Genomic DNA, 13,642 nt, shown 5'->3' on the forward strand with positions numbered 1-13,642 from the left:
CGGTACTCCTTGCCGGTGAATTCGCCCGCGGTCACCCCCACCCCGCGTAGGATCGAAAACGATTCCTCTTCACGAATTCCTCGCGAGGAGTATTCCCATGCCGGACATGACCCTCTACCGGGGTGAGCGCGACAATGTCTGGCCGGCCCCCGCGGTGCGCCTCATCTGGGGCGGCCTGACCATTCGCGACCCGTGGCCGGGCGCCCGCCTGCCGAACCAGACGGCCACCGGCGCGTGGTCGGCGCTGTCCCGGGCGATCAGCAGCGGCGGCGGCGACCTGGCGGCGTTCTCCCGCACCCTGCGCACGGCGGGCGTGTCCTACGGCCTGACCTTCGGCCGGACGCCCGTGCCCGTCGACCCGGACTGCGACCACCACTACGTGGTCACCATCCACCACGCCCGCACGTTCCTGCTGCGCTACGGCGGCGTGGGCGGGTGGGCGCTCGGCGACGAGGTGCCGTGGGCCACCGACCCGACCGCGGCCGACCAGGACTACGTGGTGCTGAACGGCCCGAGCGCGAGCCGGTCCACGGTGTTGGGCTACGGCCATTTCGCCGACCGGCCGGAAGTCACCTTGTTCACCGATGTGCCGACCACTCGGGTGACTTCCGTGAACGGCCGGCCGATCGGCCCGCACGGGGTGCGCGTGTTGACCGATTCGGCGCTTTCCGAGGACGAGCGGATCAGGTTGACGAAATTGCGCCGGCCGTAGCGCGCCGGCCGGAGACCACCAGCGCCACGAGCGCGACGAGCACGATCGCCACGGCGTGGACCGGCGCGGGCGTGAACGTCACGGCGAGCACGAGCACGGCGGCGGCCGGGAACGCCCAGAGCTCCGCTCCGCGTCGGGCCGGGCGCACCTGGAGCAGCCACACGACGACCAGGAACACCGCCACCGGCACCGTGGTGGCCGACCCCGCGCCGAGCGCCGGCAGGTGCGCGACGTGCAGGTCGTGGTCGACCGCGACCTCGAGCCCCGCCCCGACCGCCGCCGCCGAGGCGAACACCAGGTAGTGGCCGTAACCCCAGGCGAACGCCCGCGCGGAGGTCTCGAGCAGGTGGTGCGCGGGGTAGTCGAAGTAGAGCCACCACATCGCGAACACGATCACCAGGCCCGCCACCGCGAGCGAGATCAGCGCGAAGCTCGCGTGACCGGCGTCCAGGGCCGCGCCGATCGCGCCGGTCGCGGCGAGGATCGACTCACCCAGCACGATCAGCGTGAACAGCCCGTAGCGCTCCACGACGTGGTGCGGGTGCCACGTCGTCCGGCCGGCGCGCTCGGCCCAGACCGGCACCGCGAGCTCGGCCACCACCATCACCAGGAAGCCGGCCACGAACAGCTCGTCGGGCAGCAGCAGCCGTGCCACCCAGCCGACCTGCACCACCGTGATGCCGACGGCGTACCGCCGGGCGCACGCCCTGCGCTCGGCGTCGGCGTTCGCCGCGCGCAGCCACTGCGCCACCATCGCCAGCCGCATGACCACGTACCCGATCGTGATCACCGTGTAGTCCGAGTGGTCGAACGCCCGGGGCACGCCCGCCGCCAGCACCAGCACGCCGCCGACCTGCACCAGGGTGGTGAGGCGGTACGGCACGTCGTCGGTGTCGTAGGCGGACGCGAACCAGGTGAAGTTCAGCCAGCCCCACCAGATCGCGAAGAACACCAGCAGGTAGCCGAGCACCCCCGAGCCGATGTGGTCCTCCGCCAGCGCGTGGTGCAGCTTCGCCGCCGCCGACGCGACCGCCACCACGAAGCTCAGGTCGAACAGCAGCTCCAGCGGTGTGGCCGCCCGGTGGTCCTCATCGGACCGTCGGGCCGTCATCCGCCGGTACAACGTCGTCATGGCGGCATCATGCCCCGACCACCATGAGCCTGCCGCCCCCGAGGTCCAGCGCGACCGCCGTGCCGGGCGGGAAGTCGGCCGCGCGGCCGGACGGCTGGTCGACCCGCACCACCTGGTCGCCGCCGTCGAGCCGGACGGACAGCCTGGTCACCGGCCCGAGGAAGCTCTGCGCGAGCACGGCGCCGGTCAGCGCGCCGTCGGCCTGGCCGGGGTGCGGCGCGATGCCGATGTCCTCCGGCCGCACGATGACCTCGACCTCGCCGGTCAACCCGTCGGCCGCGACGGTGTCCAGCCGGTGAGCGCCCACCCGCACGCCACCGGCCTCGGCGGTGCCGCGCACCGCGTTCGTCACGCCGACGAACCGCGCCACGAACGCCGACGCGGGCTCCCGGTACACGACCGCCGGCGTGTCGAGCTGCTCCAGCCTGCCCTGGGACATCACGCCGACCCGGTCGGAGACGGCCAGCGCCTCCTCCTGGTCGTGCGTGACGAACAACGTGGTCATGCCCAGCTCGGTCTGGATGCGCCGGATCTCGTCCCGCAGGTTCACCCGCACCTTGGCGTCCAGCGCGGACAGCGGCTCGTCCAGCAGCAGCACCCGCGGTTGGATCGCCAGCGCGCGGGCCAGCGCCACGCGTTGCTGCTGGCCGCCGGAGAGCTGGTGCGGGTACCGCTTGCCCAGGTGGGCGAGCCCGACCAGCTCCAGCAGCTCGGCGACCCGGCCCGCCCGGTCCGGCGCCTTGCGCAGCCGCGGGCCGAACGCCACGTTCTGCGTCACGGTCATGTTCGGGAACAGGCTGTAGGCCTGGAACACCATGCCCATGTCGCGCTTGTTCGCGGGCACGCGGGTGATGTCGCGCCCGTCCACCAGGACGGCGCCCGAGTCGGCCGTCTCGAACCCGGCGACGATGCGCAGCGCGGTCGTCTTGCCGCAGCCGCTCGGCCCGAGCAGGCTCACCAGCTCGCCCTCGGCGAGCTCCAGGTCGAGCCCGTCGAGCGCGCTCTGGCCGCCGAACGACTTGCGCAGCCCGTCCAGTCGCAGGTAACCCATGATCAGCCTTCCTCCACGGCGGTGTCCCGCCATCGCCTGCCGACGAACGAGAGCAGGAACAGCAGCGCGAACGCGAACAGCAGGCTCAGCAGCGACACCGCGATCGACACGCCCGCGTCGCGCTTGCCGAGCAGGTTGACCCGCACCTGCAAGGTGTCGAAGTTCAGCAGCGACGCGATGGTGAACTCGCCGAGCACCAGCGCCACCGACAGCAGCGACGCGCCGAGCAGCGCGGTGCGGATGTTGGGCACCACGACCCGCAGCAGCACCGCGCCCCAGGACGCGCCGAGGCCGCGGGCCGCTTCCGCCAGGGTCGTCAGGTCGATCGCGGACAGACCCGCGTCGATCGCCCGGTAGGCGAACGGGAGCACCAGCACCGCGTAGGCGAACGTCAGCGTCAACGGCGAGTCGCCGAGGAAGTAGTTCACCCACGCGTACAGCGGCGCCATGCCGACCACCAGCACGATCGCCGGGATCGCCACCGGCAGCAGGCACAGGAACTCCACCAGCCGGCGCAGCGCGGGCAGCCGCAGCCTGATCCACGTCATCGTCGGCACCAGCAGCGCCAGCATGACCAGCGAACTGGTCACCGCGAGCTGGACCGACACCAGGATCGCCTCGACCAGGTCCGGGTCGTCCACGATCGCCGCCCACGACGCGAGGCTGCGCGTGCCGCCCGCGCCCCGGGTGGAGAACTCCGCCATCGCGACCAGCGGCAGCAGGAAGAAGGCCCCGAGCACGAGCAGGATCACGAACCGCGCGACCGCACGCCCGCTCGGCCTGGTCACCGCTGCCACCGGGCGAACCTCCGCTGCACCACCGCGTACAGGCCCATCGCCACGCCGACCACCACGACCATGCCCAGGCCGAGCGCCTTGCCGAGGTTCTCCCGCCCCAGCAGCACCTCGCCGGTCAGGAAGCCCCGGATCTGCAACGGCACGATCGGGCTGCCCTGCGACACGAGCGCCGCCGCCGTGGCGTACGCGGAGAACGCGTTGGCGAACAGCAGCAGCAAGGCGCCGAGGAACGCGGGCATCAGGACCGGGCCGCCGACGTGCCGCCAGTAGGTCCACGACGAGCCGCCGAGGCTGTCCACCGCCTCACGCCACTGCGGGCGCAGGCCGTCGAGCGCGGGCAGGAACACGATGACCATCAGCGGGATCTGGAAGAACGTGTAGACCAGCGTCAGGCCGGGCAGCTCGAACAGCCACGCGCCGGTGGCGAACAGGTCGATGCCGAACGAGTCGCGCAGGAACTGCGTGACGAAGCCCTGGAACCCGATCGTGGCGAGGAACGCGAACGCCAGCGGCACGCCGCCGAACTGGGCGAGCACACCCGCGCCGGCCACCACCGCGCGACGCGGCAGCCCTTCCCGGTCGCCGACCGCCACGGCCCACGACAGCAGCGCGCCGAACACCGCGCCGAGCAGGGCGGTGATCGCGGACAGCTCCACGCTGCGCAGGAACGCCCGCAGGTACGCGCCTCGGGTCAGGTCGGCCAGGTTCGCCAGGGTGAACCCGCCGTCCGAGTCCCGGAACGACCCGGCCAGCACCAGCGCGGTCGGGTACACCAGGAACGTGCCGACGTAGGCCAGGAACGGCACCACGACCAACCAGGCGAGGAAGGACTTCGAGGACGGCCCGCGGTTGTCGTGGCGTGGGGACGACTCGGCGCCTCCCCGGACCGCGGTCGTGACGGGTGCGGGTGCGACCACCGGTCAGCCCACCGCCTGCGCCCACGTCGAGGACAGCACCTGCTTGGCCTTGTCCGACTGCTCCTGGGTCGGGAACACCTGCTCGCCGGACGTCTTGGGCAGCTTCGCCGCCGCGTCCGCGTCGACCGCGCCGGACTTGGTCATCGCGTCCATCCGCACGGGCCGCGACAGGCCCTTGAGGAAGATGTTCTGGCCCTTGTCGGAGTACAGGAACTCCTGCCACAGGCGCGCGGCGGCCGGGTGCGGCGCGTCCTTGTTGATCGCCTGGTTGTAGTAGCCGCCGACCTGCGCCTCGGCCGGGACGACGACCTGCCAGTCGACCTTGCCCGCGAGCTTCGCGGTCTGCGCGGCGTTGGTGTAGTCCCAGTCGATCACGACGGGCGTCTGGCCGGACTCGACGGTCGCGGGCGACGGGTCGACCGGCAGGAAGTTGCCCGCGGCCTTGAGCTGCTTGAAGAACTCCACGCCGGGCGCGATGTCGTCGGCCGAGCCGCCGTTGCCCAGGGCGGCCATCAGCACGCCGGAGAACGCGGCGCCGGCCTGGGTCGGGTCGCCGTTGAGGGCGACCTTGCCCTGGTACTCGGGCTTGAGGAGGTCCTTGACCGAGGTCGGCGCGGGCGCCTTGGCGGCGTCGTAGCCGATGGACATGAAGCCGCCGTAGTCGCCGTAGTAGAGCCCGGACGGCTCCTTCAGCTCGTCGGCGATGTCGGCCCAGGTCTGCACCTGGTAGGGCGCGAACAGGTCCTTGTTGGCGATCGCCACGTTCAGGCCGAGGTCGAACACGTCCGGCGCGCGGTCGCCGCCCTTGAGCTGCTTGGCGGCGTTGATCTCGTCCTGGCTGGACGCGTCGGGCTGCGCGGAGTCGACCTCGATGCCGTACTCCGCCTCGAACGCCTCGATCATCTCGCCGTAGTTGGCCCAGTCCGGAGGCAGCGCGATGACGTTGAGCTTGCCTTCCTCCTTCGCGGCCGCGACGAGTTCGTCCAGCCCGCCGAACTCGGCGGCGGACTTCGCGGTGGCCGCGGGCGTGCCGCTCACGGCGCCGTCCTCGGCCGGTGGCGTGCCGCAGGCCGCGACGAGAGCCAGCGCGGTGACGCCGACGCCTACCGACCGCAGGACTCGGGTGTGGTTCACGGGTCGAACCTTCCTCGGTGGAAAAAGGGGGTATTTCGCGGACGATCACAACGTTCAGCCCAGCGGAGGATTCGGGACGTCGCGCGCACTTGTCAAGCCACCCGGGCGGACTGAGACCGGTTCGACCGGGTGGGCGAATTCCGGGTGGTCCGGGGGTGTCCGAAGGGTTAACGGCGACCCGCCCCGGATCAGCCCGGATCAGCCGCTGAGCTAGCCCGTTCGACGGAGGTGACACCGTCGGCGGTCACCCTGCGAATCGTTCCGCTGGACCATCCGGACGATTCTCACTCGGAAGTGCGTGAATGCGTAGCCCGATTTTTGCTCAATTGTCTACTCACATTCCGGGGCCGGGTAACGCCGGCCGGCCACCCTTCGACACCCGGTTGTCACGTGACGGAAATGCCCGAAATATCCGCGCACACCGAAGAAGGGCAGCTCCATGCGTCACCCACGAAGATCCCTGCTGTCGGCCGCCGTCGGCGCGCTGCTCCTCCCCCTCGTCGGCACGCCGTCGGCGTCCGCCGCGCCCGTCCCCGGCGAGGACGTGCTCTACACCCTGGACGCGGACTTCGACCGGGGCGTGCTCCAGGACGTCAACCACGACGCCCCGGACAACGACCAGCTCCAGCTCAACCGCCAGAGCGTGTTCTTCCCCTACGTCAACGTCGCCGCCTCCGCGCGGGGCACGATGGTCCGCATCGACGTCGACACCGGGGAGATCGTCGGCGAGTGGCAGTCCGCGCCGGACGGGCAGGGGCGCAACCCGTCCCGCACCACCGTCGACAAGCTCGGCAACACGTGGTTGTCCAACCGCAACGAGGCGAGCGGCGGCCGCGGGTCGGTCACCCGCGTCGGCGTGATCCGGGGCGGCACCCGGACGGACGCGGCCGGCGCCCCCGACCCCGCCGGCGACTACCTGAAGGGGCCGTTCGGCTACAACACCTGCGTCGACCGCGACCTCGACGGCCTGTACGCCACGTCTCGGGGCCTCGGCGACATCCGACCGTGGACCAACGCGGGCGGCGCCGACTCCGAAGGCGGCGTCACCACCGCGGCCGACGAGTGCCTGATCACCTACAGCCGGGTCGCGGGCACGAACACCCGCACGGTGGCCGTGGACGCCGACAACAACCTCTGGACCGGCGGCTCCAACACGCAGCACCAGAAGATCTCCGGGGTGGACGGCGCGCCGCTGACCGCGCCGGTCAGCTTCGGCTGCGGCGGGTACGGCGGCCTGGTGGACCAGGCGGGCACGCTGTGGTCGGCCCGCTACGGCGCCAACCTGCTGCGCTACGAGCCGGGCAGCGGCTCGGGCGCCTGCCTGGACACCTCGCACGGCGACTACGGCCTCGGCATGGACCCGCGCACGGGCGAGATCTGGCACACCCAGGTCAGCTCGGGCAACACGGTCAAGATGGACGCGGCGGGCAACGTCCTCGGCACCTTCCCGCACGGCCACCCGCGCGCCCAGGGCGTCGCGGTCGACATGGACGGCAACGTCTGGGTCGCCCACGCGCTCGACAACGGCACGAACACGGTCGGGCACCTGCGCACCGACGGCACGTTCGTCGGCAACGTGACCCTGCCCGGCGGCAACGGGCCGACCGGCGTCGCGGTCGACACCAACGGCAAGGTGTGGGTCACCAACATCAACTCCGACAACGCCCAGCGCATCGACCCGGACGCCGGTCCGGTGGGCGGCGGCGGCTTCACCGTCGGCGCGGTCGACCTGACCGTCGACCTCGGCGCGGGCGCCGGGCCGTACAACTACAGCGACATGACCGGGTCGGTGCTCGGCGAGATCACCGCGCCGGTCGGCACGTGGTCGGTGGTGCAGGACGGCGGTGTCGCGGGGCAGACCTGGGGCACGGTCACCTGGAACACCGAGGCGCAGGGCAGCGTCCCGGCCGGCACCTCGATCACGGTCGAGGCGCGCACGTCCGACACCGAGGCGGGTCTGGCCGGCGAGACGTTCACGCCGGTGGCCAACGGGGTGGAGTTCGCCCGGGTCGGCCGGTACGTCGAGGTGCGGGCGACCTTGACCGCGAGCCCGTCCGGCGACACCCCGGTGCTGTCGGACCTGCGGATCAAGACCTCCGAGCGGACCGGCGTGTTCTCCTGCCAGGCGACCGCGCTGAACCTGGCCGGGATCGTGGTGGCGCGCGCCAACCCGCCGGACGTGCCGTGCGTGGACGACGCCGAGAACGTGGCCGACGTGAACCTGTCGGCGGGCATCCTCACCGTGCGGGCCAACGCGTTGACCGCGAGCACCGAGCAGACACCGGACGACCTGCTCGCCCTGCCGCCGGCCCCCGGTGACGGCGCGGTGTCCAACGCCCGGATCGACTACACGCGGATCAGCACGCTGCTGGTGACCATCGAGGTGGGCGTCATCCGGGCGACCGCGTCGGTGACGTGCGACGCGAACCTCGACCCGGTGTTCGCCGGCTCGTCGCAGATCGCGAGCCTGCGGATCAACGGCGTGCAGGTGGCCGTGGGCAGCGCGCCGCTGACCATCCCGCTGGTCATCGGCTCGTTGCAGCTCAACAGCACCACCACGACGCCGACCAGCGTGGTGCAGCGGGCGTTCGCCCTGGACACCCCGCTGACCGACGTCGTGCTCGGTGAGGCGAAGGCCAACGTCGAGCCGACCGAGCCCGGCGGCAGCCCCTGCCGAGTCTGACCCGTCACTCCACTAGTAGCCGTGCTATATGTAGTGCGGCTACTAGTGGAGGGTCGCTCATGGGTCGGAAGTCGCTGGTCTGGTTGCACGTGGTGTCGTCCACGGGCTGGATGGTCATGGCGCTGGCGCTGTTCGTGGTGGTGGACCACTCGTTGAGCACGCCCGGCGGGCGGGCCGTGTTCGAGGTGGCGACGCTGCTCGACGTGCAGGTGCTCCAGTTCATGGCCACCACGTCGGCGTTCAGCGGGCTGATGCTGTCCGGCCTCACCCCGTGGGGCTACTTCCGGCACTGGTGGGTGCTCGCGAAGTTCGCGATCACGTTCAGCCAGCTCTACGTGGGCATCTTCGTGCTCAGCCCGAACCTGCACCCGGACGGCTCGCCGCTGCTCATGCGCGTCGGCTCGCTGCTGATGGCGTCGGCGCTGGCATGCCAGGTGTGGCTGTCGGTGGCCAAGCCGTTCAAGCGGACGCCGTGGGCGGCGCCCGGGAAGCCGGCCACCGCGCCGCCGTGGGGGTTCGCGGTGTGCCTCGCCGTGCCGGCGTTGGACTACGCCCTCGGCCAGAACCTGCTCGGCACACCGCTCCCGGCGGTGTCCGCGCTGGTCGCGGCCGGGTACCCGATCGTCCGCGCCGTTCGACGGCCCGGCCGGGTGCCCAGCCGCACGTGACGCCGGGCGTCGGAGCCGGGGGTCGACCGGCTGCGACTCCAGGGCGAGCACCGCGAACACGCACTCGTGCACGCGCCACAGCGGCTCGTCGCGGGCGACGCGCGCTAGCAGTTCCTCGCCAACGGCGGGCGGAAGAACGCGCGGCCGGTCCGCGTATGGATCACGCCGCCGTCCTCGCGCACCAGGACCACCGCGCGCGACCCCCCTGTGCTTCTCCTCGCAGATCACCTCGCGCACGCCCGCGTCGCGGTACTCCGCGAACGCGTCCTCCGGGTGCTCCAGCACGTCCGGCTCCCGTTCCCGCTCCGGGACGACCAGCGGGCGCACCGGCTCGTACCAGACCTCGTGCGCGTCGACCGCCACGACCTCGCGCTCCGGGTAGCGCAGCGCGGTCAGCCGGCCGCCGAACACCACACCCGTGTCCAGGACCGCGTCACGGCGCTGCACGGCCAGTGACCCCTTCGGCTCGACGAGCGCGAGCGGGAGTCGTCGGTGCGGTCCTCGCGACGACCGCGTGGCTCTTGCTGTGGCCGTTCACCACGGTGCGGAACACCGAGCCGAGCGCGACCGCCGGCAGCGAGCCGGCGACGTGCGGCCGGTCGTTGACGTACTGGGTGAGCGTGCTGCCGGGACCGCGCACCAGCGCGATCGGGTCGACCTCCAGCAGGAGCGCGACCGTGCACCGCGCCGTCGCCCGCGCCCGATTCACCGCAGGCGCCGGCCGGCGCGGACCCTTGTTGCGGAATCGGCAACAAGGTTTGCCGTTCTGCCCACCCCGCACGCATGGTGGTCGTGGAGGTGGTCGAGATGACCGTTCAACTGGGTGACAGCTATGACGTGGTGGTGGTCGGCGGTGGGGCCGCCGGCCTGAACGGGGCCTTGATGCTGGCGCGGTCGCGGCGGTCGGTGGTCGTGATCGACGCCGGGTCGCCGCGCAACGCGCCGGCCGACGGCGTGCACGGGCTCCTGGCCAGGGACGGGATGCCGCCCGCGGAGCTGGTGGCACGCGGTCGGGCGGAGGTGCGGGGCTACGGCGGTCACGTGGTGACCGGTGAGGTCGACGCCGTGTCCCGGGAGGGCGGCGGGTTCGTGGTGGCGCTGGCCGACGGCCGCGTGGTCCGGGCCCGCCGGCTGCTGGTGACCACGGGCCTGGTGGACGAGCTGCCGGACGTGCCGGGCCTGCGCGAGCGGTGGGGGCGCGACGTGGTGCACTGCCCGTACTGCCACGGCTGGGAGGTCCGGGACCAGGCGATCGGCGTGCTGGCGACCGGGCCGACGGCGGTGCACCAGGCGTTGATGTTCCGGCAGCTGAGCGCCGACGTCACGTTCTTCTCGCACACGCGGCCGCCGACGGCCGAGCAGGCCGAGCAGTTGGCCGCGCGGGGTGTCGACGTCGTGGCGGGCGAGGTCGCGTCACTGGAGGTCGCGGGCGACCGCATCGTCGGCGTGCGGCTCGCGGACGGACGCGCGGTCGGCCGCGAGGTGATGGCGGTCGCGTCGCGGATGGTGGCCCGCGCGGGTTTCCTGGCCACGCTGGGGTTGCGGCCCGTCGAGCACCCGTCCGGGATGGGCGAGCACCTCCCGGCCGACCCGCTGGGCCGCACCGACGTGCCCGGGGTGTGGGTCGCGGGCAACGTCACCGACCTCGGCGCGCAGGTCGGCGCGGCGGCCGCGGCGGGCGCCACCGCCGGCGCCCAGATCAACGCCGACCTGATCGCGGAGGAGACCCGCGTGGCCGTCGACGCCTACCGCGACCCGTTCTCCGCCGAGGCCGAGGCCCGGGTCGCCGAGCTGGTCGCGGGCGACCGCCGCCACGGCTTGTGAGGCCGCGGGCCCCCGGCACGCCGATGCCCGCACCGGCCGCGTCGAGCGCGGACCGGTGCGGGCACGGGGTCTTCGGCCTTTGGGGCGTCACGTCCCGCTCGGCGTCACCTCCCGGTCGGCGTTCGGGGCGGACGTGCGGCGGGCCACGACGAGGCCGAAGACCAAGGCGGTGAAGAACATGACGAACCCGTAGGTCACCGGCGGCATCGCCATCACCGTGTTGTTGAGCAGCGACGGGCTCATCGCGATGCCGATCGCCAACGGGCCGTTGTGCAGGCCGATCTCGAACGCCGAGGCGGTCGACTCCCGCGGGCCGACCTTCAGCAGGCGCGGGCCGAAGTACCCGATCGCCATGCCGATCAGGTTGAACAGCACGACCACCACGATGATCTCGCCGAGGATGGCGAAGACCTCCGAGCCGAGACCGGCGATCACGCTGGCGATCATCATGATCAGCACCACGACCGAGAGGATCTTGACCGGGCGTTCCATGCGGATGGCGAAGGCGCTGAACTTCGCGCGCACCACCATGCCGACGGCGATCGGGATCAGCACCATCATGAACACCTGGAGGACCTTGTCGAACTGCAGGCCGATCGAGCTGTCCGCGCCGATGAAGCCCGCGACCGACAGGTTCACGATCAGCGGCAGGGTGAACATCGCCAGCACCGAGTTGACCGCCGTCAACGAGATGTTGAGCGCCACGTCGCCCTTGAACAGGTGGCTGTAGAGGCTGGCCGTGCTGCCGCCCGGCGAGGCCGCGAGCAGCATCATGCCGATGGCCAGCTCGGGCCGCAGGCCGAACGCGACGACCAGCCCGAGGCAGATCGCGGGCAGCACCACCATCTGGCAGACCAGGCAGACCACCATCGCCCGCGGGTACTTCACCACCCGGCGGAAGTCCGCCACCGTGAGCGTGAGGCCGAGGCCGAGCATGATGACGGCCACGGTGATGGGAAAGAGGAGGAGTACCGTGGAGTTGTTCATGCCACCCTGCCTTCCGCTCGGAGCGAGGTACAGGGAGTTTCACACCGGCGGTCGACCCGCTACTTCTCCACACTTGCGCTTTGGGTCCGATTTGCCGTGGTCGTGCGGGGTGCCCGGAAGCGGGACGCGCGTGCGCCGCTCGACGTGAGCGGCGCACGCGCGCCAGGCGACCCGGTCCCGGTCAGTCGTTGCCGGCTTCGAGCGCCGCGTGGTCGAGCAGCTCGTCGTCGGCGACCTTGCCGCGGGAGGCGATGACCTCGGCGCCGCCCTCGGGCATCGCGCCGATCAGCTCGGTCGGCGCCACCTGCGCCACGCCGATCAGCGGCGACTGGCTGCCGACCATGCCGAGCCCGGCGTACTGCTCCAGCTTGGCGCGCGAGTCGGCGATGTCGAGGTTGCGCATGGTCAGCTGGCCGATGCGGTCGACCGGTCCGAACGCCGAGTCCTCGGTCCGCTCCATGGACAGCTTGTCCGGGTGGTAGCTGAACGCGGGCCCGGAGGTGTCCAGGAGGGAGTAGTCCTCACCGCGCCGCAGGCGCAGCGTCACCTCGCCGGTGACCGCCGTGCCGACCCACCGCTGCAACGCCTCGCGCACCATCAGCGCCTGCGGGTCCAGCCAGCGGCCCTCGTACAGCAGCCGGCCCAGCTTGCGGCCCTCGTTGTGGTAGGAGGCGAGGGTGTCCTCGTTGTGGATCGCGTTGACCAGCCGCTCGTAGGCCGCGTGCAGCAGCGCCATGCCCGGTGCCTCGTAGATGCCGCGGCTCTTGGCCTCGATGACCCGGTTCTCGATCTGGTCGGACATGCCCATGCCGTGCCGGCCGCCGATGGCGTTGGCCTCCAGCACCAGGTCGACCGCGGAGGAGAACTCCTTGCCGTTGATCGTCACCGGCCGGCCCTGGTCGAAGCCGATCGTGACGTCCTCGGTGGCGATCTCGACGTCGGGGTCCCAGAACCGCACGCCCATGATCGGGTCGACGATCTCGATGCCCGTGTCGAGGTGTTCGAGCGCCTTGGCCTCGTGCGTCGCGCCCCAGATGTTCGCGTCCGTCGAGTACGCCTTCTCCGTGCTCGACCGGTACGGCAGGCCCCGCGCCTGCAACCACTCGGACATCTCCGTGCGACCGCCGAGCTCGCCGACGAACGCGGCGTCCAGCCACGGCTTGTAGATCCGCAGGGACGGGTTGGCGAGCAGGCCGTAGCGGTAGAACCGCTCGATGTCGTTGCCCTTGTAGGTGGAGCCGTCACCCCAGATCTGGACGTCGTCGTCGAGCATGGCGCGCACCAGCATGGTGCCCGTCACGGCCCGTCCGAGCGGCGTGGTGTTGAAGTAGGCGCGACCGCCGGACCTGATGTGGAACGCGCCGCAGGCCAGCGCCGCGAGCCCTTCCTCGACCAGGGCCGCCCGGCAGTCGACCAGTCGGGCGATCTCGGCCCCGTACACCGCGGCACGGCTCGGCACCGAGGCGATGTCGGGTTCGTCGTACTGACCGATGTCCGCGGTGTACGTGCACGGCACCGCGCCCTTCTCCCGCATCCAGGCGACCGCCACGGACGTATCGAGACCACCGGAGAACGCGATGCCGACGTGTTCGCCGGCGGGGAGGTAAGTGAGCACCTTGGACACGATCAGAAGTATGCACGACGCTGCATGACCATGCATAGCCGGGGGTCGAACAACTCTGACCTGCGGTGACACGGGGTCGACGGCACGAACCGCCGCCGACCCCGTGAGCCGGC

The 13,642-nt window shown here is 71.7% G+C and carries 12 protein-coding genes and 1 pseudogene; 4 read left to right on the forward strand and 9 right to left on the reverse strand.

Going from position 1 to position 13,642, the window contains the following annotated elements; genetic code table 11:
* Window positions 1–97: 97 nt before the first annotated feature.
* Window positions 98–712, forward strand: a complete 615-nt coding sequence (locus tag IOD16_RS21880) for a hypothetical protein (protein ID WP_201435923.1) — start codon at window positions 98–100, stop codon at window positions 710–712.
* Here the strand turns inward: IOD16_RS21880 and IOD16_RS21885 are convergent.
* The 5 genes from IOD16_RS21885 to IOD16_RS21905 are packed head-to-tail and all read right to left on the reverse strand — an operon-like array spanning window position 684 to window position 5,743.
* Entirely contained in the window at window positions 684–1,844 is a 1,161-nt protein-coding gene (locus IOD16_RS21885) for a low temperature requirement protein A (RefSeq protein ID WP_201435924.1), read from the reverse strand. The genes IOD16_RS21880 and IOD16_RS21885 overlap by 29 nt on opposite strands.
* A 7-nt stretch (window positions 1,845–1,851) precedes the next feature.
* Window positions 1,852–2,895: an ABC transporter ATP-binding protein gene (locus tag IOD16_RS21890; protein ID WP_201435925.1), complete on the reverse strand. Its 1,044-nt coding sequence runs from the start codon at window positions 2,893–2,895 to the stop codon at window positions 1,852–1,854.
* 2 nt (window positions 2,896–2,897) lie between these two features.
* On the reverse strand, window positions 2,898–3,692 hold the full coding sequence (locus tag IOD16_RS21895; protein WP_236594271.1) for an ABC transporter permease: 795 nt from the start codon (window positions 3,690–3,692) through the stop codon (window positions 2,898–2,900).
* Entirely contained in the window at window positions 3,680–4,609 is a 930-nt protein-coding gene (locus IOD16_RS21900) for an ABC transporter permease (RefSeq protein ID WP_201435926.1), read from the reverse strand. The genes IOD16_RS21895 and IOD16_RS21900 overlap by 13 nt, the downstream gene beginning before the upstream one ends.
* A 3-nt stretch (window positions 4,610–4,612) precedes the next feature.
* Window positions 4,613–5,743 carry an ABC transporter substrate-binding protein gene (locus IOD16_RS21905; RefSeq protein ID WP_201435927.1) on the reverse strand — a complete coding sequence of 377 codons (1,131 nt, stop codon included), beginning with the start codon at window positions 5,741–5,743 and terminating at the stop codon, window positions 4,613–4,615.
* Between the two features lie 439 nt (window positions 5,744–6,182).
* Between IOD16_RS21905 and IOD16_RS21910 the strand changes: the two genes are divergently transcribed.
* Together IOD16_RS21910 and IOD16_RS21915 are read left to right on the forward strand one after the other, a co-directional pair.
* Window positions 6,183–8,426, forward strand: a complete 2,244-nt coding sequence (locus tag IOD16_RS21910; RefSeq protein WP_201435928.1) for a hypothetical protein — start codon at window positions 6,183–6,185, stop codon at window positions 8,424–8,426.
* Between the two features lie 59 nt (window positions 8,427–8,485).
* A complete protein-coding gene (locus IOD16_RS21915) occupies window positions 8,486–9,094 on the forward strand; it encodes a hypothetical protein (protein ID WP_201435929.1) in 609 nt (202 codons plus the stop codon).
* A gap of 131 nt (window positions 9,095–9,225) precedes the next feature.
* On the opposite strand, the pseudogene IOD16_RS41300 reads toward IOD16_RS21915, so the two are convergent.
* Window positions 9,226–9,520, reverse strand: a pseudogene (locus IOD16_RS41300) (polynucleotide kinase-phosphatase); the annotation flags it as partial.
* 7 nt (window positions 9,521–9,527) lie between these two features.
* Window positions 9,528–9,803, reverse strand: a complete 276-nt coding sequence (locus IOD16_RS40510) for a hypothetical protein (protein WP_442978054.1) — start codon at window positions 9,801–9,803, stop codon at window positions 9,528–9,530.
* A 98-nt stretch (window positions 9,804–9,901) separates the two neighbouring features.
* Between IOD16_RS40510 and IOD16_RS21930 the strand changes: the two genes are divergently transcribed.
* Window positions 9,902–10,918: an NAD(P)/FAD-dependent oxidoreductase gene (locus IOD16_RS21930; RefSeq protein ID WP_236594272.1), complete on the forward strand. Its 1,017-nt coding sequence runs from the start codon at window positions 9,902–9,904 to the stop codon at window positions 10,916–10,918.
* 87 nt (window positions 10,919–11,005) lie between these two features.
* Here IOD16_RS21930 and IOD16_RS21935 read toward each other — a convergent pair whose 3' ends face one another.
* A complete protein-coding gene (locus IOD16_RS21935; RefSeq protein ID WP_201435931.1) occupies window positions 11,006–11,905 on the reverse strand; it encodes a bile acid:sodium symporter family protein in 900 nt (299 codons plus the stop codon).
* 181 nt (window positions 11,906–12,086) lie between these two features.
* Entirely contained in the window at window positions 12,087–13,529 is a 1,443-nt protein-coding gene (gene argG / locus IOD16_RS21940) for an argininosuccinate synthase (RefSeq protein ID WP_201435932.1), read from the reverse strand.
* Between the last annotated feature and the right edge of the window lie 113 nt (window positions 13,530–13,642).

Source organism: Saccharothrix sp. 6-C (assembly GCF_016695385.1).
In the GTDB taxonomy this organism is placed as follows: Bacteria; Actinomycetota; Actinomycetes; order Mycobacteriales; family Pseudonocardiaceae; genus Actinosynnema; species Actinosynnema texasense.